The following is a 23,606-nucleotide window of genomic DNA, read 5'->3' as shown; positions in this document are numbered from 1 at the left end:
TAACGACAGAAGCCAACAGGCTTCGCAGCAGGAGAGTCCGGATGAGCAAATTTCTTGACCGGTTACGTTACTTTAAACAATTGGCCGAACCCTTTGCAGATGGGCACGGTCAAACGCTCAATACCAACCGGGATTGGGAAGATGGGTACCGCAGCCGTTGGCAGCACGATAAAGTGGTACGCTCAACGCACGGCGTCAACTGCACCGGATCGTGCAGTTGGAAAATCTATGTGAAAAATGGTCTGGTCACCTGGGAAACGCAGCAGACCGACTATCCTCGAACCCGTCCGGACCTGCCAAACCATGAACCGCGCGGCTGCCCACGCGGTGCCAGCTATTCCTGGTATCTCTACAGCGCAAACCGCCTGAAGTACCCGATGATGCGCAAGCGGCTGCTCAAGCTGTGGCGCGAAGCCAAACTGGCGCATCCCGATCCGGTCGATGCCTGGGCTTCCATCGTGACGGACCCGGAAAAAACCGCCTACTACAAGAAAATCCGTGGTCGCGGCGGCTTTGTCCGCTCTGATTGGAACGAAGTCAACGAACTGATCGCGGCCTCCAACGTGTACACCGCTAAAACCTTTGGACCCGACCGCATTATCGGCTTCTCGCCAATCCCGGCGATGTCGATGGTGTCTTATGCGGCGGGTGCTCGCTATCTCTCGTTGCTCGGCGGTGTCTGCCTGAGCTTCTACGATTGGTATTGCGATTTACCGCCGGCGTCGCCGCAAACCTGGGGCGAGCAGACCGACGTGCCGGAATCAGCCGACTGGTACAACTCGTCGTACATCATCGCCTGGGGTTCCAACGTGCCACAAACGCGTACCCCGGATGCACATTTCTTTGCCGAAGTGCGTTACAAAGGCACCAAAACCGTGGCCGTCACGCCGGATTATGCGGAAATCGCCAAGCTGTGTGACCAGTGGTTGAATCCGAAACAGGGCACTGACAGCGCCATGGCGCTGGCGATGGGCCATGTGATCCTCAAAGAGTTTCATCTGGACAACCCAAGCCGCTATTTCACCGACTACGTGCGCCGCTATACCGACATGCCGATGCTGGTGCTATTGGAACCGCGTGAAGAGGGTTACTACGCGGCGGGCCGTATGCTGCGTGCGTCCGATCTGGTGGACAACCTCGGTCAGGAGAATCACCCGCAGTGGAAAACGGTGGCGATTGATGAGCAGAGTGGCAATCTGACCGCGCCGCAAGGCTCAATTGGCTACCGTTGGGGCGATCAGGGTAAATGGAATCTGGAGCAACGCGACGGCGTCAGTGGTGAAGAAGTACAACTGCGTTTAAGCCTGCTGGGTGCGCACGATGAGGTGGCGGAGGTTGGCTTCCCGTACTTTGGTGGATTGCCAAGCGAGCACTTCAGCAGCGTCGCACTCGACGAAGTGTTACGCCATAAACTGCCGGTAAAACGCCTGACGCTGGCCGATGGCAGCGAAGCGCTGGTTGCCAGCGTTTACGACCTGACGCTGGCGAATTACGGGCTGGATCGCGGACTGAACGATGATAACTGCGCCCGTGACTACGATGAGGTGAAAGCCTACAGCCCGGCATGGGCCGAGCAGATCACCGGTGTTTCTCGCCACAACATCGTGCGTATCGCGCGCGAATTCGCGGATAACGCCGACAAAACGCACGGCCGTTCAATGATTATCGTGGGTGCCGGTATCAACCACTGGTATCACATGGACATGAACTACCGTGGTTTGATCAACATGTTGGTGTTCTGCGGCTGCGTCGGCCAAAGCGGTGGCGGTTGGGCGCACTATGTCGGCCAGGAAAAACTGCGTCCGCAGACCGGTTGGACGCCGCTGGCGTTCGGTCTTGACTGGCAGCGTCCGCCGCGCCACATGAACAGTACCTCCTTTTTCTATAACCACTCCAGCCAATGGCGTTACGAAACGGTAGCACCGCAAGAATTCCTGTCGCCGCTGGCGGATAAATCCCGTTTTACCGGCAGCATGATCGATTTTAACGTGCGTGCCGAACGCATGGGGTGGCTGCCCTCTGCGCCGCAGTTGAACGTCAACCCGCTCCGTATTGCCGCCAACGCGCAGCAAGCGGGGATGACGCCGCAAGAGTATGCCGTACAGGCGCTAAAAACCGGCGATATCGCGTTTGCCGCTGAACAGCCGGACAATCCGCAAAACTTCCCGCGCAACCTGTTTATCTGGCGCTCCAACCTGCTGGGCTCGTCCGGTAAAGGGCACGAATACATGCTCAAATACCTGCTCGGCACCGAACACGGCCTGCAAGGTCAGGATCTCGGTAAGCAGGGCGGCGTTATGCCAGAAGAGGTGGAGTGGCAGGCGCAGGGCGGTGAAGGCAAGCTGGATCTGGTGGTGACGCTGGATTTCCGCATGTCCAGCACCTGTCTCTATTCCGATATCGTATTGCCGACGGCCACCTGGTACGAAAAAGACGACATGAATACCTCGGATATGCATCCGTTTATTCACCCGCTCTCTGCCGCCGTCGATCCAGCCTGGGATGCCAAGAGTGATTGGGAAATCTACAAAGGCATCGCCAAAACCTTCTCCAGCCTTTGTCAGGGGCACCTCGGTGTGGAAACCGATCTGGTGACGCTGCCGATCCAACACGATTCTGCCGCCGAAATGGCACAACCGTTCGGCGTGGATGACTGGAAAAAAGGCGAGTGCGATCTGATCCCCGGCAAAACTGCACCGCACCTGATGGTGGTAGAACGCGATTACCCGAACCTCTACGAACGCTTCACCTCCGTAGGGCCGTTGCTGGACAAGCTGGGTAACGGCGGTAAAGGCATTGGCTGGAACACGCAAACCGAAGTCGATTTCCTGAAAAAACTCAACTACACCAAGGCTGATGGCGCAGCGGCCGGTCGTCCGAAAATTGACACCGCCATCGATGCGGCGGAAATGATCCTGGCGCTGGCACCGGAAACCAACGGCCAGGTGGCAGTAAAAGCCTGGGAGGCGTTGAGCAAGTTTACCGGTCGTGACCACAGGCATCTGGCGCTGAATAAAGAAGACGAAAAAATTCGCTTCCGCGATATTCAGGCTCAGCCGCGCAAAATTATCTCCAGCCCGACCTGGTCAGGGTTGGAAGATGAACATGTCTCCTACAACGCCTGCTACACCAACGTACATGAACTGATTCCCTGGCGCACGCTGTCGGGCCGTCAGCAACTGTATCAGGATCACGAATGGATGCGTGCCTTTGGTGAAAGCCTGTTGGTGTACCGCCCGCCCGTGGATACCCGTGCGGTGGCACCGGTGATTAATCAGAAACCGAACGGCAACCCTGAGAAGCCGCTCAACTTCCTGACGCCACACCAGAAGTGGGGCATTCACTCCACCTACAGCGACAACCTGTTGATGCTGACGTTGGGGCGCGGTGGGCCGGTTATCTGGCTGAGTGAGGATGATGCACGGGATCTGGGCATCGTGGACAACGACTGGGTGGAAGCGTTCAACACCAACGGCGCGCTGACGGCGCGTGCGGTGGTGAGCCAGCGTGTACCGGCAGGCATGACCATGATGTACCACGCGCAGGAGCGTATCGTAAACCTGCCAGGGTCAGAGATCACGGCGCAGCGCGGCGGCATTCACAACTCGGTGACGCGTATTACGCCGAAACCGACGCACATGATCGGCGGTTATGCGCAGTTAGCCTACGGCTTTAACTACTACGGCACAGTCGGGTGTAACCGCGACGAATTCGTGGTGGTACGCAAAATGAAACGTATCGATTGGCTGGATGATGAAGGCCAGGATTACGAACAGCCCGCAGCCCGTTCACTGACCGCGCAGGAGAAAGCCTGATGAAAATTCGTTCCCAAGTGGGCATGGTGCTGAATCTGGACAAATGCATCGGCTGCCATACCTGCTCCGTCACCTGTAAAAACGTCTGGACCAGCCGTGAAGGGATGGAATACGCCTGGTTCAACAACGTCGAAACCAAACCGGGTGTGGGCTATCCCCACGCCTGGGAAGATCAGGAAAAATGGAAAGGCGGCTGGATCCGTAAAATCAGCGGCAAGCTGGAGCCGCGCATGGGCAACCGCGTCAGCGTGCTGTCCAAGATTTTCGCCAACCCGGATGTCCCGCAAATCGATGACTACTATGAGCCGTTTGATTACGACTACGAAAACCTGCGTAAAGCGCCGGAAGGGAAACATCAGCCGATAGCGCGTCCGCGCTCGCTGATTACCGGTCAGCGCATGAAGAAAATCGAAATGGGGCCGAACTGGGAAGATGACCTGGGCGGTGAGTTCAGCGTGCGTGCCAAAGATAAAAACTTTGAGCATATGCAAAAGGAGATGTACGGCCAGTTCGAAAACACCTTCATGATGTATTTGCCGCGCCTGTGTGAACACTGCCTGAATCCGGCCTGTGTCGCGACCTGTCCGAGCGGCGCGATTTACAAACGGGGTGAAGACGGCATTGTGCTGATCGATCAGGATAAATGTCGCGGCTGGCGCATGTGCCTGACCGGCTGCCCGTACAAAAAAATCTACTTCAACTGGAAGAGTGGCAAATCAGAAAAATGCATTTTCTGCTACCCGCGTATCGAAAGTGGACAGCCGACGCTCTGCTCTGAAACCTGCGTAGGTCGCATTCGTTATCTCGGCGTGCTGTTGTATGACGCCGACCGTATTGCTGAAGCAGCGGCCACGGAAAACGAGCAGGATCTCTACCAACGTCAGCTTGAGGTATTCCTCGACCCGAACGATCCGGCCGTGATTGCTCAGGCGCTGAAAGATGGCGTGCCGCGCGGGGTTATCGAAGCCGCTCAGCAATCGCCGGTCTACAAAATGGCGATGGAGTGGAAACTGGCGCTGCCGCTGCACCCGGAATATCGCACGCTGCCCATGGTGTGGTACGTTCCGCCGTTGTCACCGATCCAGTCTGCCGCCGATGCGGGCGCGCTGGCACACAGCGGTGTGCTGCCGGACGTGGAAAGTCTGCGTATTCCGGTGCAGTACCTGGCGAACCTGCTGACAGCGGGCGACACCGCACCGGTACTGCTGGCGCTGAAACGTATGCTGGCGATGCGTCACTTTAAGCGCGCAGAAACCGTAGAAGGGGTGATCGATACCCGTGCGCTGGAGCAGGTAGGCTTGACCGAAGCTCAGGCGCAGGAAATGTACCGCTATCTGGCGATTGCCAACTATGAAGATCGCTTTGTGGTGCCGTCCAGCCACCGTGAGCTGGCGCGTGAAGCCTTCCCGGAAAGCAAAGGGTGTGGTTTCAGCTTCGGCGACGGGTGTCACGGCAGCGACAGCAAGTTCAACCTGTTTAACAGCAAACGCATTGATGCCATTGATGTCACCAGCAAAACGCGTGACATGAACAGCAAAGTGATGCAGGAGGATTGATGATGACGTTACGCATTATTGCCCGCCTGCTCGATTATCCCGATGGGGAGCTGTGGGCACATCACCAGGAGCTTATCGAGGCATTGGCGCAAGACAGCACGCTGTCACCGCCACTGCGCGAGCGACTGGCGCAGTTTATCCGACAACAGTGTGCGCAGGATCTGTTGGATAAACAGGCCGAATACAGCGCGCTGTTCGATCGGGGCCGGGCGACGTCGCTGTTGCTGTTCGAACATGTGCACGGTGAATCGCGCGATCGCGGTCAGGCCATGGTCGACTTGATGCAGCATTACCATGCGGCGGGCCTTGAGCTTGACTGCCGTGAACTGCCGGATTTCTTGCCGCTCTATCTGGAATATCTCTCGCGGTTGGAGCCAGCAGAAAGTCGTGCAGGGCTACTGGATGTCGCGCCGATTCTGGCGTTGCTCGGTGCGCGTTTACAGCAGCGTGACAGCGATTATGCCCTGCTGTTTGATGTGCTACTGGCGCTCTCAGGCAGTGCGTTAAAAAGTGATGATGTTACGCATAAAGTGGCAGATGAAGCCCGTGACGACACGCCACAGGCATTGGATGCGGTGTGGGAAGAAGAGCAGGTGAAGTTCTTTGCGGATCAGGGATGCGAAAACGCGCAGCAGACCGCGCACCAGCGTCGCTTTGCAGGCGCGGTAGTACCCCAGTATCTGGATCTTGACGCACAACCTGCCGGAGGAAAAAACCATGCACTACGTTAATATGCTGTTGTTTGATATCTACCCTTATCTGGCAGGCACGGTGTTCCTGGTAGGAAGCTGGCTGCGCTATGACTATGGGCAATACTCGTGGCGTGCCGGTTCCAGCCAGATGCTGGACAAAAAAGGTATGCGCTTGGCCTCGAACCTGTTTCACCTGGGTATCCTGGGGATTTTTGCCGGTCACTTTTTGGGGATGCTGACACCGCACTGGATGTACGAAGCCTTTTTGCCGATTGAAGTGAAGCAAAAAATGGCGATGATTGGTGGCGGATCGGCCGGTGTACTGACGTTTGTGGGCGGTATTTTGCTGCTCAAGCGCCGACTGACGAATCCGCGTATTCGCGCCACATCGAGCGTTGGCGATATTCTTATCCTGTCGCTGTTGGTGATTCAGGCCGGGTTGGGCCTGTTGACCATCCCGTTTTCTGCGCAGCACATGGACGGCAGCGAAATGATGAAGCTGGTCGGCTGGGCGCAGTCGATTGTGACCTTCCACGGTGGGGCGTCAGCGCATCTGGAAGGGGTCGCCTGGGTGTTCAAACTGCATATCGTGCTGGGGTTGACGCTGTTTGTGCTGTTCCCGTTCTGCCGCCTGGTGCACATCTGGAGCGCGCCGGTGGAATATCTCACGCGTCGTTATCAGTTGGTGCGTAACCGCCGCTAAGCGATAGCGATACAGAAAATCCCGCCATTCTTTTGAAGTAACCCATAAAGGTTGGCGGGATTTTTTTGTGCTTATTTAAACAGCCCCAGCACAAAATTCAGGATCAGAGAGGGTATCGTGAAATCCGGGTCAGCAAAGGTCACACCTTTGGCACCCAGATCGGCAAACAACGGCAGCGTAAGGGCTGGCAATACGCACAGCAACAACCCATTGATAAAGCTGGCGATGATGGCACCTCTGAAGCCGCCGGTTGCGTTGCCGAAAATGGCTGCTGCGCCGCCGGTGATAAAGCTCGCCATAATGCCGGGCACAATGATAGGCAGACCAATAAACGGGAAAATCAGAATACAAATCAGCTCAACCAGGAAACTCACCAAAAAGCCGATCAGCGTCGCGTTCGGCGCTTTGTCAAACAGCACCATAACGTCAACTGCCGGCACCGCGCCGGGCGCGAAGACTTTGGCAAATCCTTTAAATGCCGGAACGATTTCAGCCGTGAACAGCCCTACGCCTGCTTTTGCCAAATAGAGGCCGCAGGCGAAGGTCGCGGATTGTTCCAAAATGAAAATCAATACGTTTTTATCCGCCGCGCCGCTGCCATACACCATCACCATGGCGTCTTTGATTTGCGGTTGAGTGGCAAAAATGCAGGAAATGACCAACAAAATCAGCATGGTCAACAACGTGGCCACATTGGGCTCGCGCAAGAAGTCGAAACGGTTGCTGATTTCCAAATGCTCGGTGTCATGCTGGGTGTTACCAAACCATTTTCCCATGTAAGAGCCGAGAATATAGGAAGAAATTGCCGCATGAGAGATGGAGTATTCATCAGAGCCGATGATTTTGCGGCTGAATCGCCCCAATACGTAAGGGGCAAATGCCATGTAGAACCCAATGAAAGCCGACGCGATGATCACGATAAACAACACGCTGTAGCCTAATTGTGCTAACACGGCGGTCAGAGCGAATGCCATGAACAGCACCAGATGTAGCGATAAATAGATATTTTTCATACGAGTAAAACGGGCGAGCAGGATATTGATGATCATCGAGAACAGCAATATCAACGCCGCCGTGGCACCTATCTTATCAATAGTTGCCGCCATGATGGCTTCGTTACTGGGCACCACGCCAACAATATTAAAGGCGTGTGAAAATAAGCTGCTAAAAGCGGTAAGCACTTTCATTAAAATGCTCCCGCCTACTTTTATCATGGTAAAGCCAATAAAGGAGAGAAACGTCCCTGTTATTAATCGTGAAATCGTGGCCTTTTGGAATAATAATCCTAAAAAAGCGACAATGGCAATGATGACAGACGGCGTTTTAACCAGACTTAACAATATGTCCATGTTGACCCTGTAGGTATAGTGATAGCAAACGTGTTTGCAGAACAGCCGTTGTGTGCACGCCAGGCGTGAGCGTGCACAGAGGCAGGGCGAACCTGTTCTCATTGGCGTTATGCTACATTCGTTGGTGTTATTAAGAGCCTGTCCCTGGTTTCTGCGCGCTGCCCGTAAACAAACTGGCTACGCTAATGATGCCCACTGGGATAGGCTCTACGTCTTGATAATTTATCTTTACAATAATCCTTGCCACGCTACTACAGCACGAATAACCAATTTTTCTCAGTGCGATTTTTTTAATATGAGATCTTAATCAGAAAAATAAAACATCGTTCCAAAATTGTAAAACAATGTTTCTTTGTGTTTGTATATGGGATTTTTACTATTTTATCGAAAGCGCTATTATTATTTTAACGCTTTGTTATTGTCGTTGGTTAATTGTTTGTTATCACTTTTTTATGCAATATAACCCGACGGGAGTTTCATCTGTAGAATACCCTTTATTCTTGGTTCTAAGAATAAAACGCCAGTAGAGAGAAGGTGATGCATTTTTTAATATCTGTTTTACCCGTTTAACGTTAACTCATTAATCTCCAATTGAATTGTCCATAAAAATCTTCAACGCAGCACAACTCGCTTGCTGCCATTTGTGCCTATACTTGATGAAGTACTGGTCGTTCGCGTGTGTCCTGGATGCGCGTTTTCATCTGTAAAACATGAGGTGGTTATGGGAATCTTGTCCTGGATTATCTTTGGGTTGGTTGCGGGTGTTTTGGCAAAATGGATCATGCCGGGAAAAGACGGTGGCGGATTTATTATTACGGTTTTGCTCGGCATCGTTGGCGCGGTGGTGGGCGGTTATATCAGCACTTTCTTTGGCTTTGGCCGCGTGGACGGTTTCAATCTTGGCAGTTTCTGCGTTGCGGTGGTTGGCGCTCTGGTGGTGCTGCTGGTGTACCGTAAAATTCGCGCGTAATCGCACAAGGCGGGATCACTGTCCCGCCTTTACCCTTGTAGATAAGGCCACAGCGTCAGCCCTAGCAGCATCAGCCCGCCACCGAGGTTGATGGTGGTTTCCATGGTCTGCATATTGACGGCGCGCGCCGAGCGCAGCAGCACCTGTGTTGTCAGCAGCAACCATCCGCTCATGATGGCGACGTGCACCGTCGCCAACGCCATAAAGCTCATCACGCTCTGTTCCAGTGGTTGACTGTCACGCGTAGCGCCTGCAAACAGAGGCACTACCGTCACATACAGTAAAATGGCTTTGATATTGAGCACATTGGCAACGTAGGCGGCACGAATCCCCAATAAACGGCCGGATGCAGGGGCTCGCGCGGCACCTTGCCAGCCGCGCTGTATCAGGCGTAACGCCAGATAAACCAAATAGCCGGTGCCGAGTAGCGTGAGGGCGCGCATCAGCGCTGGATAGCGCATCAACAGCGCAGAGATCCCTATGCTTGCCAGTATCGCATGGGTATAAATACCCAATGCGGTGCCAACAATAATACGCAGTACGCCACGCGCGCCCTGTGTCACCGCGTTATTCAGCGCCAGCGTAAAGCTGGCGCCGGGCGACAGGGCGATGGGCATCATGGTAGCGATAAATCCGATAACATCCATGCGGTTAGCCGAAAATGTGTCTGTCAGCTGATTGTAGCGGATCGCGACCTGAAAGGCTGTGACAGGGCGAGGGGATTTGGCGTTGACGACCAAACCCTGGCTGAGCTCAAGTCAGACTGATTACAACGTCACTTTACCGTCACGTCATCCTCGGCGAAAGCCGGGGATCTCTGACAGAATGAACGCCTTTAGTCTGTAAGAGATTCCCGCCTGCGCGGGAATGACCGTATTAGACCGGTTTGTCAACAACCTCGCCCTGGCGAGGCGGTTAATGGCTAACAATCACATCCAGCGCACGCAGGTGTTCCGGCTGCCAGGAGAGCATCAATTCCGTGCCGGGCTTCCAGTGTGGCTGGATTTCGCTGGCGGGCAGTTTCACCATAAAAGGCGATTGGCCTGCCACTTCGGTCATCATGCGCACATGATCGCCCAGATAGATAAATTGCTGAATACGCGCGCGAACCTGTTCTGCACCGGCAGTCAGCGGGTTGGCGTTGACGCGAATACGTTCCGGACGGATACACAGGCTGATTTTTTTACCGGGTGAACTGGGGCGAACCTTGAGGGCGCGTAACACGGTGCCATCGTCCAACGTTGCCAGATAGTAATCGCCGTCAGTGCCGCTTTGCGTGGCAACCAGCGTATTATTTTCGCCGATGAACTGTGCGACAAAGGTGTTCTGTGGGCGTTCATAAATATCGCTCGGGCTGTCCATTTGCTGGATGATGCCATCGTTGAATACGGCGACGCGGTTCGACATGGTCATGGCTTCGCTTTGATCGTGCGTCACATACACCACGGTCAGATCCAAAGATTCATGCAGGGCTTTAATCTCCAACTGCATGTGCTCGCGCAGCTGTTTATCCAATGCGCCCAGCGGCTCATCCATCAGCACCAGTTTCGGTTCAAACACCAAGGCGCGCGCCAATGCCACGCGTTGCTGCTGCCCACCGGACATCTGCGCCGGGTAGCGATCCGCCAGCTCTGTCAGTTTTACGCGATCCAGCACGCGATCTACCTTTTCCTTGATATCACTCTTGTTCATACGACGAATCGAGAGGGGAAACGCCAGATTCTCGGCAACGGTCATGTGCGGAAACAGCGCATAGTTCTGGAACACCATGCCAATGCCGCGCTGGTGTGGCGGCAGGCTGTGTAGCGGGGCGTCTTTTAGCAGAATTTCGCCTTGAGTGGGGGTTTCAAACCCGGCCAGCATCATCAAACTGGTGGTTTTACCGGAGCCGGAAGGGCCCAACAGCGTTAAAAATTCCCCTTCCTGAATGTCCAGATTCAGGTTCTTGACCACCAGACGATCGCCGTCGTAGGTTTTCTGAATATTCTTGAAGCTGACGTAGGTTCTCATGCGTCCAATCTCTCGCGTAACGGTATCATCACAACCGTTATGCATAAAGCATGCCCATTCAATGAAACCGTTGTGTAACTAAGTGGTTAAAAGTCAAAACCGGGTGTGAGCGGTTATTGGTATGCGCCATGGTGGGGCGTTGCCGACGGGGTTTGCCTGCGTGTGGTGCAGTGCGCCGCGCGGGCGGCGCACGATAACAGGGCGCTAGTCAGTATGGCCGGGCAGGGTGCGCAGGCAGGCAACCACCACGTCGAAAGCGCGCACAATCTCACCCTCTTCAACGCTGGCATAGCCCAGTAGCAGGCCGCGTTCGGCGGTGGGGCGCAGGTAGTAGCTGGAGAGCGGTTTTACCATAACGCCGTGGCGCAGAATCTGGGTGCTGAGCAACACATCGTCCACCTGCGCAGGCAGCTTTAACAGCATATGCAGCCCGGCATTGCTGCGGTCGCCGACGTACTCGCTGCCAAGGTGGGTTTCAATCAGTTGGGTCAACAGCGCGCGTCGCCGGGCGTAAAGCAATCGCATACGGCGAATGTGCGCCGCATAGTGTCCTTCACGAATAAACTCACTCAGCGTGGACTGCGTTAACCAGTGCCCGCCACGGTACAACTCGGCGTGGGCGACTTTGAGCTCCTGTGCCAACGGCGGCGGCAGCACCATGTAGCTCACGCGCAAACCGGGATAGAGCGTCTTGCTGAAGGTACCGATGTAGATCACCGGCGCATTTCTGTTCAACCCTTGTAACGCCGGTACCGGGTTGCCGGAGAAGCGGAATTCGCTGTCGTAATCATCTTCCACGATCCAGCTGTTGTGCTCCTGCGCCAGTGCCAGCAGCCGTTGGCGGCGCGCCAGACTCATCACCGCACCCAGCGGATACTGGTGTGACGGGGTTACGCAAATCAGCCGCGGTGCGCGCCCTGGGGGCGGCGTTTCCGGCGGGGCCATCCCCTGATCGTCCACGGTAATGGGCGTTACGCGTAATCCATTAATGGTGAGTACGTTGCGCATTCCCCAGTAGCAGGGGTCTTCAATCCATGCAGTATCACCGGGGTTGCACAGCATTTTGGCCAGCAGATCCATGCCCTGATGGGTGCCTTCGGTGATCAGCACTTGTTCCGGCGTGCATTCCACCGAGCGGGCCACGCGCAGATATTCCGTCAGCGCCAACTGCAACTCCGGGCTGCCACCCATGGGGGAGTAGGAGAGCTGTTCCGGTTTCATGCGGCGCATCAATCGCGTTTGCGTGCGCCGCCACAGGTCGTGTGGAAAGCTGGCAATATCGGGAATGCCCGGCATAAACGCGCCCCATTGGCGCGCTGAAGCACCGGCGTAACCCAGCAGGTTCATACCACGCCGCGACAGCGCCGGCGCGGCGGAGTGCGAAGCACCCTCCTGCGCATCGGGTACGCGCTCCATATTGCCATCCGGCAGTTGTTCCGTGACAAAAGTGCCACTGCCGGGCCGGGTTTCGATGTATCCCTCTGCCAGCAACTGTTCATAAGTCGCCAGCACGGTATTACGTGACAGATTGAGCTGCTGCGCCAGATCGCGAGATGAGGGTAGACGACTGCCCGGCGTGATAGCGCGCGCCAGTATCGCCTGACGCAGCGTATCGTATAGCCGCTTGTTCAGCGTGCCTGACGTCTGTTTGGCTAACCGTTGCATCAGTAAGTCGGTAAGCAGCGAGCGCAAAGTGGATCCCTCAAATTGTATAAACTGGCTCTGGATTATAGGACCAGAGCGCGCATAAATAGAATCAAATTTGATATCGGGTTGGTCGCCATGGCATTCACCGGCCCGTCAACACGACCTTGTGCTTTGGGTGCGAACGTAATCGGGAGCTGAAAAATGAGTAATAGCGAATTGAATCAACGCCGTTTAGCCGCTACACCGCGCGGTGTGGCTGTCATGTGTGATTTTTATGCGGCGCGTGCCGAGAACGCCACGCTGTGGGATGTGGAAGGCAACGAGTACATCGATTTCGCTGCCGGTATCGCCGTGCTGAACACCGGCCACCGTCACCCGAAAATTGTCGACGCGGTGCGCAAGCAACTGGATTGCTTCACGCACACTGCCTATCAGGTGGTTCCCTACGGCAGCTATGTGGAACTGGCTGAGCGTATCAATCAACGTGCCCCGATTGAAGGAACCGCAAAAACCGCTTTCTTCACCACCGGTGCCGAAGCAGTAGAAAATGCGGTGAAGATTGCCCGTGCCTACACCAAACGTCCGGGCATCATCGCCTTTAACGCCGCATTTCATGGCCGCACCCTGCTGACGTTGACGTTAACCGGCAAAGTGGCACCGTATTCTACCGGCGTCGGCCCGTTCCCCGGTTCTATCTTCCATGCGCTGTACCCGAATGAAGCGCGCGGCATCTCGGTGGAACGCGCGCTGGAGAGCCTGGATATTCTGCTGCATACCGATATCGGTGCCGATCAAGTGGCTGCCATTATTCTTGAACCGGTCCAAGGGGAAGGGGGTTTTGTCCCGGCACCGCCGGAATTCATCACCGCCATTCGTAAGCTGTGTGACCAGCACGGCATCCTGCTGATTGCCGACGAAGTACAAACCGGCTTCGCGCGCACCGGCAAACTGTTTGCTATGGAATACTATGCGGAGAAAGCGGATCTGATCACCGTGGCGAAAAGCTTAGGCGGTGGTTTCCCGATTTCTGGCGTGGTAGGCCGTGCCGATGTGATGGATGCACCTGGCCCTGGCGGATTGGGCGGCACCTATGCGGGCAACCCGCTGGCCGTGGCTTCTGCGCTGACCGTGCTCGATATCATCGATGAAGAACAGCTGTGCCAACGAGCGCAACGCCTCGGGGCGCAATTGGTGGAAACGTTGCAAGGTGCCAAGGCATCGTGTCCGGGGATTGTGGCGATTCGCGCCCAAGGGTCAATGGTGGCCGTCGAGTTCAACGATCCGGCGACCGGCAAACCTTGCGCAGAACTGACGCGCCGTTACCAACAGGCGGCGTTGGAGCAAGGTCTGCTACTGTTAACCTGTGGGGTACACGGCAACGTGATTCGTTTCCTGTATCCGCTGACCATCCCTGATGCGCAGTTCAGTCAGGCGCTGAAGATTTTGACCAGCGTGTTGGCGAAGTAACCAGAGGAATATTATGCAATTGAAAAACAACGTGCTTTTCCGTCAGCAATGTTTGATCGACGGTGAATGGCAGAACAGCGAACGCGGCGACACCCTTGAGGTGACCAACCCGGCGACTGGGGCCGTGCTCGGTTCTGTACCATTAGTGACAGCGTCACAAACATCGACAGCCATTGCGGCCGCGGAAAAGGCGATGGTGAGCTGGCGGGCGTTGACGGGGAAAGCCCGTGCCAGCCTGCTGCAAACCTGGGCACGTCTGATAGTAGAACATCAGGATGCGCTGGCAGCGATCCTGACGGCTGAGCAGGGCAAACCGCTGGCGGAAGCCAAAGGTGAAATCACCTATGCCGCCTCGTTTATCGAGTGGTTTGCCGAAGAAGCAAAACGCATCGAAGGCAGCGTGTTGCAGACACCGCAAGGGCATCAGCGCCTGTTGGTGATCAAACAGCCGATTGGCGTGTGTGCCGCTATCACGCCGTGGAATTTCCCTGCGGCGATGATCACGCGCAAAGTAGGTCCGGCACTGGCGGCAGGCTGCACCATGATCGTCAAACCGGCCGAACAAACGCCTTTTACCGCGTTAGCGTTGGCAGAGCTGGCTAACCAGGCGGGCATTCCGCGCGGTGTGTTGCAGGTGATCACCGGTGAAGCGGCGGATGTCGGTAAAGTGCTGTGCGACAGTCCGGTGATTCGCAAGCTGAGTTTCACCGGGTCGACCGAAGTAGGCCGTATCCTGATGGCGCAGAGCGCGCCCACGGTGAAAAAACTGTCGCTGGAACTTGGCGGCAATGCCCCGTTTATCGTGTTTGATGATGCTGATTTGGAATCCGCCATCAAAGGCATTCTGGCCTCGAAGTTTCGTAACAGCGGGCAAACCTGCGTCTGCGCTAACCGCATCTACGTGCAACAGGGCATCTACCCGGCACTGAAACAGCGTCTGGTCGAAGAGGTTGAGAAGCTGAATGTGGGCGAAGGCACGCAGCCGGGCGTCACGCAAGGGCCGCTGATCGATGCCGATGCGGTCGCTAAAGTTGAGCAACACATTGCCGATGCGTTGGGCAAAGGCGCGACGTTACTGACCGGTGGCAAGCTGCATGCGCTTGGCGGCACCTTCTTTACCCCGACCGTGATTGCTGATGTCACACCGCAAATGCGCTTTGCCCGTGAAGAGACCTTTGGCCCGGTGGCGCCGCTGTTTCCGTTTAAGGATGACGCCGAGGTTATCGCCATGGCGAACGACACCGAGTTCGGTCTGGCCGCCTATGTCTATACCCGTGATGCGGTGCGCCAGTGGAAGGTGCCGGAAGCGTTGGATTACGGCATGGTGGGCATCAATACCGGTCTTATCTCTAACGAAGTGGCCCCGTTCGGCGGGGTGAAACAGTCCGGTTTAGGCCGTGAAGGCTCGCGTTTCGGTATTGAAGATTATCTGGAGATGAAATATCTCTGCGTAGATTTGTCGTAATGCCAAGGTGGCACGGTTCAGAAAACCATTTCTGACCGTGCCGCATTCTGGCGCGAGGTTGCTGGCAGCCTCCGCCTTGTGCTGGTGCAGTGTGTCACCGGATGCACCACAACAAAGCAAAAAACGCCGTTATAGGATAGTGCGGCCGGCCATAAAAATTCCCTATGCCTTTTTCAGGCTCCAATCGCGGTAATTCTGCTAATCAGCCAGGGGTAATCCGAATTCATGGCACAGATTATGCTTTTTATTTGATGCATGATGCATCAAATAAATTGTGATGGGTACAGCCCGCATTTAACGTTGACGAACTCTCCAGGAGCCGCACTTATGTTGACCCAAAAGTTACCGACCAAGCTGTCCGCAGTGAAAAAAATGGCGCTCTGCGCCCTGGTTACTGCCATGGCTTCACAGGCCTATGCTGAAACCGTAACCGTCGTCTCGTTTGGCGGCTTGAACAAAGATGCTCAGGATAAAGCGTTCTACAAACCTTTCGCTGCGGCGGGTAAAGGAACGGTAGAAGCGGGTGAATACAACGGGGAGATGGCCCGTATTCGCGCGATGGTGGAAACCGGTCAGGTTGGCTGGGATGTGGTTGAAGTGGAAGGGCCGGAGCTGGTACGCGGCTGTAACGAAGGGATGTTTGAGCCGCTGGATTGGAAAAAACTGGGCAACCCCTCTGACTTTGTGCAGGGTGCGGTTTCTGAGTGCGGCGCAGGGATTTTCCTCTGGTCTACCGTACTAACTTATAACGCGGCCAAACTGCCGCAGGCACCGAAAAGCTGGGCTGATTTCTGGGATGTGAAAACCTTCCCCGGTAAACGTGCGCTGCGTAAAAGCGCCAAGTTTACGCTGGAATTTGCATTGCTGGCGGATGGCGTAAAACGCGAAGATCTCTACAAAGTGCTGGCAACCCCTGCCGGTGTCGATCGCGCGTTCAAAAAGCTGGACCAAATCAAATCAAATATCCAATGGTGGGAATCCGGTGCACAGCCGCTGCAATGGCTGGTGTCTGGCGATGTGGTGATGACCTCCGCCTACAACGGTCGCGTTACTGCGGCGCAGAAAGAAGGGCATGATTTCCGCATCGTGTGGAATGACAGTATTTACGATCTGGACAGCTGGGCCATCGTCAAAGGCACCAAGCACAAAGCGCTGGCAGAACAGTTTATCGCCTTTGCCAACCAGCCAGAAAACCAGAAAGTGTTTGCTGAAACTATCCCCTATGGCCCAACGCACGTTAAAACCACCAGCCTGATTTCACCTGATGTGGTGAAAAACCTGCCGACCGCGCCGGATAACCTGGCACAGGCCTTGCAGGTAGACACTGAGTTCTGGATTGACCACGGTGAAGAACTGGAACAGCGCTTTAACGCCTGGGCTGCGCAGTAAGTTGGTTTTGCCGTATCTGTGATTGGAGGTAAGTGTATGTCCCAGAATAACCTGGCCGCGGCGTTGCCGCCCGCCAACGAAAGAGAAGGGAGCCCGCTGCTGAAACAGCAGCTCAAAACGGCTGAGGCGCTGTATAAAAAACGTTCATTGCTGTTGATTGCGCCGCTGTTCCTTTTTTTGGTTGTTAGCTTTCTCTTTCCGATTTTTTCGATTCTGGGAAAAAGTATCTCGAATCCAGAACTGCGGGAAGCCATGCCGATGACCATTGCCGCGTTGCGGCAATGGTCTGGCAACGAATTACCCAATGACGCGGCGTTTACTGCCGTGGCCGCTGATTTGCGTCAGGCGCGCAGCGCCGGGCAAATTGCCATGATAACCAAACGTCTCGGCTATGAAGGGTCTGATTATCGCACCCTGATTAACCGCACCTTGCGCCAGTTGCCCGCGCCCGATAGCGGCAACGTGCGTGAACAACTGATTCAAACGCAACCGCTGTGGGGAGAACTCTCCACCTGGCGCACGCTGGATCGCGCTTCGCGTCCTTTCACCAGTTATTACCTGCTGGCGGTGTTCGACTATCGTGTCGACCCGGCATCGGGAAACATTGTTGCCCAACCGCCGGAACAATCATTGTATGTTGATGTGCTGCTGCGCACGCTGCTGATGGCCGGTGTGGTGACGCTGCTGTGTGTTGGATTGGGCTATCCACTGGCCTACTGGTTGGCAAAACAGCCGACCAATCGCGCCAACTTGCTGATGATTCTGGTACTGCTGCCGTTCTGGACCTCACTGATTGTGCGCACCGCCAGCTGGATTGTGCTGTTGCAATCGGGCGGGTTGATCAACCGCGCCTTGCTGAGTATCGGCATTATCAATGAGCCGCTGGTGATGGTGTTTAACCGCGTCGGTGTGTACATCTCAATGACGCACATTCTGTTGCCGTTTTTGATCCTGCCGCTGTATGCGGTGATGAAGGGCATTTCCCCCAGCTATATGCGCGCGGCCATTTCGCTGGGTGCACACCCGTTTGAGGCGTTCTGGCGCGTCTATGTGCCGCAAACCTACGCCGGGATTACCGCCGGGGCGTTGCTGGTGTTCATGATGGCGATCGGTTACTACATCACACCGGCGTTGCTGGGTGGTCCGAGCGACCAGATGCTGAGCTACTTCGTGGCGTTCTTCACCAACACCACCATGAACTGGGGCATGGCGGCAGCGTTGGGTACCCAACTGCTGATCATCGTGACGCTGCTCTATATTGTTTATATTCGCGTGACCCGCACCGACGCCGAAGCGGCGGCGCGTTAAGACGCAAGGAGAACCCTGATGAGACAACAAGGTGCCGTGGTCCTGCGTTTATGGAAAGGCTTCTTTAATTTTTACGGCGCGGCGATGCTGCTGTTCCTGGTGGTGCCGGTGCTGGTGATCGTGCCGCTGTCGTTTAACGCCGGTTCTTTTCTCAGCTATCCGCTGACCGGATTTTCGCTGCGCTGGTATCAGGAGTTTTTCAGCTCCAGCGCCTGGTTAGGCGCGCTCGGCAACAGCCTGATGATTGCGCCGCTCTCAACCCTGTTAGCCACGGTGCTTGGCGTGCTGGCCTCCATCGGTCTGGTACGCGGTGAGTTTCGCGGCAAGGCGTTGGTGATGGCGGTGCTGATCTCCCCGATGATTGCGCCGGTGGTGATTGTGGCGGTCGGGATGTTCTTCTTCTTCGCCAAACTTTCGCTGCTCAATAGTTATCTTGGTTTGGTGTTGGCCCATGCCATGCTCGGCGTCCCCTTTGTGGTGATCACCGTAACGGCGGTGCTGAAAAATTACGATCATAACCTGACCCGCGCAGCCGCCAGTCTGGGCGCGCCGCCGCTGTATGCGTTTCGCAAAGTGACGCTGCCGCTTATCGCACCGGGCGTGTTCTCCGGCGCGCTGTTTGCCTTCGCCACTTCGTTCGATGAAGTGATCGTCACGCTGTTTCTCGCCAGCCCGCGTCAGCGCACGCTGCCGCTGCAAATGTTTGCCGGTATCAGGGAAAACCTCGATCCCACCATTGCGGCGGCCGCCTCTATGATGGTGGGTGCAGCGCTGGTGCTGCTGATTGTGATGGAAGTGCTGCGCCGCCGTGCGGAGAAGCTCAGAGGCGGTCGCCCTGGGTGATGGTGTCGGTTTAGCGCATTCTTGTGAAGAAATAGTGCTGCTAATTATATCCTGAAGCCCGTGCAACAAAGCGTTGTCGGGCTTACAGACAGAATTCTACTGAACAGTGCGCTGTTTCAGTTTTTTTTAACGCTGATTTTATGATGCATCAAATATCTAATGAGGTGCCTATGTCCGAGCAAAAGACCTTGCTGTTGACCGGCGCAAGTCGGGGGATCGGTCACGCCACGGTGAAGCATTTCCATGCCGCCGGGTGGCGTATTTTCACCGCCTCACGGCAGAACTGGGTGGAGGATTGCCCGTGGGTGGAAGGGGTGCTGAACCATATCCACCTCGATCTGGAGGATATCGATAGCGTGCAGGAGACGCTGCCGCTGATCAAAGAAAAACTTGGCGGCAGGCTGGATGCGTTGGTCGATAACGCCGGTATTTCGCCAAAAGGCGTGGATGGCAGCCGCCTTGGCGTGCGCCAGACTGACTACGCCACCTGGCTCAGGGTGTTTAACGTCAACCTGTTCTCCTGCGCACTGCTGGCTAACGGACTGTTTGATGAACTGCGTGCCAGTCAGGGCAGCATCATCAATATCACCTCGATTGCCGGGTCGCGCGTGCATCCGTTTGCTGGCAGCGCCTATGCCAGCTCTAAAGCGGCACTCTCTGCGCTGACGCGGGAAATGGCAAACGAATTTGGACGCTACGGCATTCGCGTCAATGCGATTGCGCCGGGTGAAATTGAAACCAGCATCCTGTCACCGGGTACCGATGAGATCGTGGCGCGTCAGGTTCCGATGCAGCGCCTGGGCAAACCCGAAGAGGTGGCGAGCCTGATTTATTTCCTGTGCAACAGCGGCGCTTCCTATGTTAATGGCGCGGAAATTCAGGTTAACGGAGGCCAGCATGTGTGACGCGCAGGACTCGGGCACGCTGATGACACAAGCGGTACCAGAGGTTTCTTGCCAGCAGGCGCAGGCGCTGGTGTGGCAATACTACGGCCTGCAAGGGAATGTCACCTTGCTCACCGGCGAACGGGATAAAAATTTCTGCCTGACCGTGCCCTCCGGGCGGCGCTATATGCTAAAGGTGATCAATGCCGCTGAATCGGTGGCCGAGAGCCATTACCAGACCGCGCTATTACTGCATGTTGCCCAGCAGGCGGCGGCGCTGCCGGTGCCGCGCGTGATACTGACGCGCTATCAGCAGGCGGAACCGGTGGTGGACATTGACGGCAGCGCGTTGCGCATTCGTCTGGTGAGTTTTCTTGAAGGCACACCGCTGCACGCGGTTAGGCCCTCTATCGCGCTGATGGAAAGTTTAGGCAGCACGCTGGCACAGCTGGATGTGGCATTGGGCCGTTTTTCACACCCGGCAGAGAAAAGGCAACTGTTGTGGGACATCAGTCGCGCCGAGCAAATTCGGCCTTATCTTGCGTTTGTGCACGACCCTGAGCAGCAACAGGCTATCACGCAGATCCTGCAACGCTACGATAGCCACGTCGCGCCGCAGTTAAAAACGCTGCGTCAGCAGACCATCCATAACGACATGAATCCGCATAACGTGCTGGCAGATACCGGTGATGCTACGCGCGTAAGCGGCATTATCGATTTTGGTGATGCCCTGTATGCACCGCTGATCAATGACCTGGCGACGGCATTGGCCTATCAGGTCCATGACGGGGACGATCCCTTCGCTTTTATCGTGCCGTTTACCGCGTCTTATCATGCACATTTGCCATTGACCGAGCAGGAGATTGCGCTATTGCCCGATCTCATCATGACGCGTCTGGCGCTGATCATGACTATCGCGCAGTGGCGTGCCGCACGCTATCCGGACAATCGTGACTATTTGTTGCGCAATTTGCCGCGCAGTTGGCGCAGCCTGCAACAGATATCCCGCTATTCACACGATCGGTTCTGCCAGCGGATATGGCAGGGGATAAAGGAGATAAATAATGGCTGAAGTGACAATGTCACCCGTGAATGACAGCGCTGAACTACTGGCGCGCCGCCAGCGCGTATTGGGTCAGGGTTATCGACTCTTCTATCAGGAGCCGTTGCATCCGGTGCGCGGAGAGGGCGTGTGGTTGTTCGATGCGCAGGGCAAACGCTATCTGGACGTATACAACAACGTGGCATCGGTCGGGCATTGCCATCCGGCGGTGGTGGAAGCGATTGCCCGGCAGAGCGCGCAGCTTAATACCCATACCCGTTATCTACATCATGCCATCGTTGATTTTGCCGAAGACCTGCTGCGTGAATTTCCGGCGGAGCTGGATAACCTGATGCTGACCTGCACCGGCAGTGAAGCCAATGATTTGGCGCTGCGCATTGCGCGGCATGTGACGGGCGGCACCGGGGTTATCGTGACACGTTGGGCCTATCACGGTGTTACCAGCGCGCTGGCGGAACTCTCCCCGTCCCTTGGCGACGGCGTGGCGCGCGGCAATTATGTAAAACTGATTGATGCACCAGACAGCTATCGCCAACCCGGCGCGTTTTTGGCGTCGGTGCAGGCGGCACTGGCGGAGATGCGTGCAGAAGACATTCGTCCTGCGGCACTGCTGTTCGATACCATTTTTTCCAGCGACGGCGTCTTCTCCCCCCCGAAGGGTGAAGTGGCGCAAGCGGTACAATGGGTGCGCGATGCAGGCGGGCTGTTTATTGCCGATGAAGTGCAGCCGGGTTTTGGCCGCACCGGCGAAGCCATGTGGGGGTTCGCCCGTCATCAGGTGGTGCCGGATCTGGTCAGCCTGGGCAAGCCGATGGGTAACGGGCATCCGATCGCCGGACTGGTGGGAAAATCGGCGCTGTTTGCCGCGTTTGGCCGCGACGTTCGCTATTTTAATACCTTTGGCGGTAACCCGGTGTCGTGTCAGGCGGCACACGCGGTGCTTAGGGTGATCCGCGAAGAGCAACTGCAACAAAATGCATTGCGGGTCGGGCATTGCCTGCGCGAAGGGTTGCACGCGTTGGCGCAGCGTCATGAACTGCTGGGCGACGTGCGCGGCAGCGGGCTGTTTGTCGGCGCGGAACTGGTGAGCGACCGTGAAAACAAAACGCCAGCCAGCGCTGAGGCGGTAGCAGTGGTAAACACCCTGCGCCAGCGCGGCGTATTGATCAGCGCCACCGGGCCTGCGGGCAATATTCTGAAGATTCGGCCACCGCTGGTGTTCAGTGAACAGCATGCCGCGCTGTTTCTCGATACGCTGGATGCGGTGCTGACAGAAGTGGCGCAGCGCTAACGGCTGCGCCTGTCGGGTGGGCGTTAGCGATTACCACACGCGGACCTGTGATGCGCTAATGCCCTCTTGCAACGATCGGGTAAAATCAGCGAGCGAGAGGGCATCCAGTTCCAGGGACGGCAATACATCATTTTGGGCCCGAAGATCGCACTGCCACACGGCGCTGGCGAGGGTAATCGATGCACTGTGTAGCGGCAGCGCGATCCCTGCTTTGCGTGCAACCGCTTCGGCGAACACCAACCCGTAGGGCGTATCTTCCAGAATAAAACGGGTATTCATATCGGTCGGGCCGGGTGGTCCACCGCGCCGACGGTGCAACTCGGCGGCGATCTCGCTCAACGTACGGCAGGATACATCGAACGATTGCTGAAAATGCGCTTCAATGCTGTGCAGCCTCAGGCCAAATGCCTGTGCCAAGGCTTGCCGTTCCTGCTCCAGTGCCAGAATCAGGTTCGCCACTCCATCTGTCATATAGTGATATTGCGGCCAGCGCTCCTGATGCTCGATGCGTGTGACATTGCACAGCGCCAACCCCAAATGCGCAATCGGATTGATATTGATTAATGACGTCGCCAGGATATTGGATTGCGGCTGGAACCGTTTGCCAAACAGCTGCTCGCACAGGGCGATTGCCTCGGCATTGTGTGCGGCGGGGAGCGTGGCGACATGCACACAGCGGCGTGCGGTCATCAGGGTGACGCCGTTTTCCGCTTTGCGTCGGGCGGTGAATGCGGTGGTTCCCCAGGTAATAATCGGTGCGCGGATGGCGCGCTGTGCCAGCAGTTGCGACAAAAACAAGGCGCTCAATGAGCACGCGGAATTAATGATAACCGGCTGTCCGGTTGTCAGATGGGGTGCCAGTGCTTCCATCACTGCACGATGGCCATAACCCGGAACGCACAGCAGCACGGCATCCGCGCCGCGTACCGCAGCGGCGATGTCAGTAGTAACGGCCGGGCGACATTCTCCTTCGATAACGCCGGTATAGTGAAGCCCTGAATGGGCGTGAGAAATACCTGCCAGCGTGTGCGCATCCCTGGCCCAGAGCACCGTCTGGTGGCCGTGATGGCAGAGCCAGGCTGCGCTGGCAAATCCAATGTTCCCTGCACCTAACAGTGCTATTTTCATCTGTGATTATCCTTTCAATCACGCGA

General features: G+C 56.0%; 18 protein-coding genes. 13 read left to right on the top strand and 5 right to left on the bottom strand.

The window, feature by feature from the left end; translation table 11 throughout:
- Positions 1–41 precede the first annotated feature (41 nt).
- The 4 genes from J5067_RS05460 to narI are packed head-to-tail and all read left to right on the top strand — an operon-like array spanning position 42 to position 6,766.
- Positions 42–3,815 (top strand): nitrate reductase subunit alpha, encoded by a 3,774-nt coding sequence (locus J5067_RS05460; protein WP_264650626.1) that lies wholly within the window; start codon positions 42–44, stop codon positions 3,813–3,815.
- On the top strand, positions 3,815–5,371 hold the full coding sequence (gene narH / locus J5067_RS05455; RefSeq protein ID WP_264642868.1) for a nitrate reductase subunit beta: 1,557 nt from the start codon (positions 3,815–3,817) through the stop codon (positions 5,369–5,371). The genes J5067_RS05460 and narH overlap by 1 nt, the downstream gene beginning before the upstream one ends.
- Entirely contained in the window at positions 5,371–6,102 is a 732-nt protein-coding gene (gene narJ, locus J5067_RS05450; protein ID WP_264650625.1) for a nitrate reductase molybdenum cofactor assembly chaperone, read from the top strand. Before narH ends, narJ begins: the two co-directional genes overlap by 1 nt.
- Positions 6,089–6,766, top strand: a complete 678-nt coding sequence (gene narI, locus J5067_RS05445) for a respiratory nitrate reductase subunit gamma (protein WP_264642867.1) — start codon at positions 6,089–6,091, stop codon at positions 6,764–6,766. The genes narJ and narI overlap by 14 nt, the downstream gene beginning before the upstream one ends.
- Before the next feature lie 71 nt (positions 6,767–6,837).
- On the opposite strand, the gene J5067_RS05440 is transcribed toward narI, so the two are convergent.
- Positions 6,838–8,115: a PTS ascorbate transporter subunit IIC gene (locus tag J5067_RS05440; RefSeq protein WP_264642866.1), complete on the bottom strand. Its 1,278-nt coding sequence runs from the start codon at positions 8,113–8,115 to the stop codon at positions 6,838–6,840.
- Positions 8,116–8,836: 721 nt separating this feature from the next.
- On the opposite strand from J5067_RS05440, the gene J5067_RS05435 reads away from it, so the two are divergent.
- On the top strand, positions 8,837–9,085 hold the full coding sequence (locus J5067_RS05435; RefSeq protein ID WP_264628123.1) for a GlsB/YeaQ/YmgE family stress response membrane protein: 249 nt from the start codon (positions 8,837–8,839) through the stop codon (positions 9,083–9,085).
- Between the two features lie 29 nt (positions 9,086–9,114).
- Here the strand turns inward: J5067_RS05435 and J5067_RS05430 are convergent, their stop codons facing one another.
- The 3 genes from J5067_RS05430 to J5067_RS05420 form a co-directional block, all read right to left on the bottom strand.
- Positions 9,115–9,732, bottom strand: a complete 618-nt coding sequence (locus J5067_RS05430; RefSeq protein WP_264642865.1) for a LysE family translocator — start codon at positions 9,730–9,732, stop codon at positions 9,115–9,117.
- Positions 9,733–10,000: 268 nt separating this feature from the next.
- Positions 10,001–11,095, bottom strand: coding sequence for an ABC transporter ATP-binding protein (locus J5067_RS05425; RefSeq protein WP_264643731.1), 1,095 nt, complete (start codon positions 11,093–11,095; stop codon positions 10,001–10,003).
- Positions 11,096–11,299: 204 nt separating this feature from the next.
- Complete coding sequence (locus J5067_RS05420; RefSeq protein ID WP_264650624.1) at positions 11,300–12,787, bottom strand: PLP-dependent aminotransferase family protein; 1,488 nt, start codon at positions 12,785–12,787, stop codon at positions 11,300–11,302.
- A gap of 156 nt (positions 12,788–12,943) precedes the next feature.
- Here J5067_RS05420 and J5067_RS05415 point away from each other — a divergent pair, with 156 nt between their 5' ends.
- The 8 genes from J5067_RS05415 (at position 12,944) to J5067_RS05380 (ending at position 22,452) form a co-directional block, all read left to right on the top strand.
- Positions 12,944–14,209: a 4-aminobutyrate--2-oxoglutarate transaminase gene (locus J5067_RS05415; RefSeq protein WP_264642863.1), complete on the top strand. Its 1,266-nt coding sequence runs from the start codon at positions 12,944–12,946 to the stop codon at positions 14,207–14,209.
- A gap of 13 nt (positions 14,210–14,222) precedes the next feature.
- Entirely contained in the window at positions 14,223–15,674 is a 1,452-nt protein-coding gene (locus J5067_RS05410) for an NAD-dependent succinate-semialdehyde dehydrogenase (protein ID WP_264650623.1), read from the top strand.
- Between the two features lie 327 nt (positions 15,675–16,001).
- A complete protein-coding gene (locus J5067_RS05405) occupies positions 16,002–17,063 on the top strand; it encodes an ABC transporter substrate-binding protein (RefSeq protein WP_264642861.1) in 1,062 nt (353 codons plus the stop codon).
- A 36-nt stretch (positions 17,064–17,099) separates the two neighbouring features.
- On the top strand, positions 17,100–18,371 hold the full coding sequence (locus tag J5067_RS05400; RefSeq protein WP_264642860.1) for an ABC transporter permease: 1,272 nt from the start codon (positions 17,100–17,102) through the stop codon (positions 18,369–18,371).
- 18 nt (positions 18,372–18,389) lie between these two features.
- Entirely contained in the window at positions 18,390–19,214 is an 825-nt protein-coding gene (locus J5067_RS05395; RefSeq protein WP_264642859.1) for an ABC transporter permease, read from the top strand.
- A 170-nt stretch (positions 19,215–19,384) separates the two neighbouring features.
- Positions 19,385–20,119, top strand: coding sequence for an SDR family NAD(P)-dependent oxidoreductase (locus J5067_RS05390; protein ID WP_264642858.1), 735 nt, complete (start codon positions 19,385–19,387; stop codon positions 20,117–20,119).
- Entirely contained in the window at positions 20,112–21,170 is a 1,059-nt protein-coding gene (locus J5067_RS05385; protein ID WP_264650622.1) for a phosphotransferase, read from the top strand. Before J5067_RS05390 ends, J5067_RS05385 begins: the two co-directional genes overlap by 8 nt.
- Positions 21,163–22,452 carry an aspartate aminotransferase family protein gene (locus tag J5067_RS05380; RefSeq protein WP_264650621.1) on the top strand — a complete coding sequence of 430 codons (1,290 nt, stop codon included), beginning with the start codon at positions 21,163–21,165 and terminating at the stop codon, positions 22,450–22,452. Before J5067_RS05385 ends, J5067_RS05380 begins: the two co-directional genes overlap by 8 nt.
- Before the next feature lie 30 nt (positions 22,453–22,482).
- Here the strand turns inward: J5067_RS05380 and J5067_RS05375 are convergent, their stop codons facing one another.
- Entirely contained in the window at positions 22,483–23,580 is a 1,098-nt protein-coding gene (locus J5067_RS05375; protein ID WP_264650620.1) for an NAD/NADP-dependent octopine/nopaline dehydrogenase family protein, read from the bottom strand.
- Between the last annotated feature and the right edge of the window lie 26 nt (positions 23,581–23,606).

Origin of the sequence: Candidatus Symbiopectobacterium sp. NZEC151 (assembly GCF_025962655.1) — a bacterium.
GTDB lineage: Bacteria > Pseudomonadota > Gammaproteobacteria > Enterobacterales > Enterobacteriaceae > Symbiopectobacterium.
This window is presented reverse-complemented; position numbering and strand designations above follow the sequence as displayed.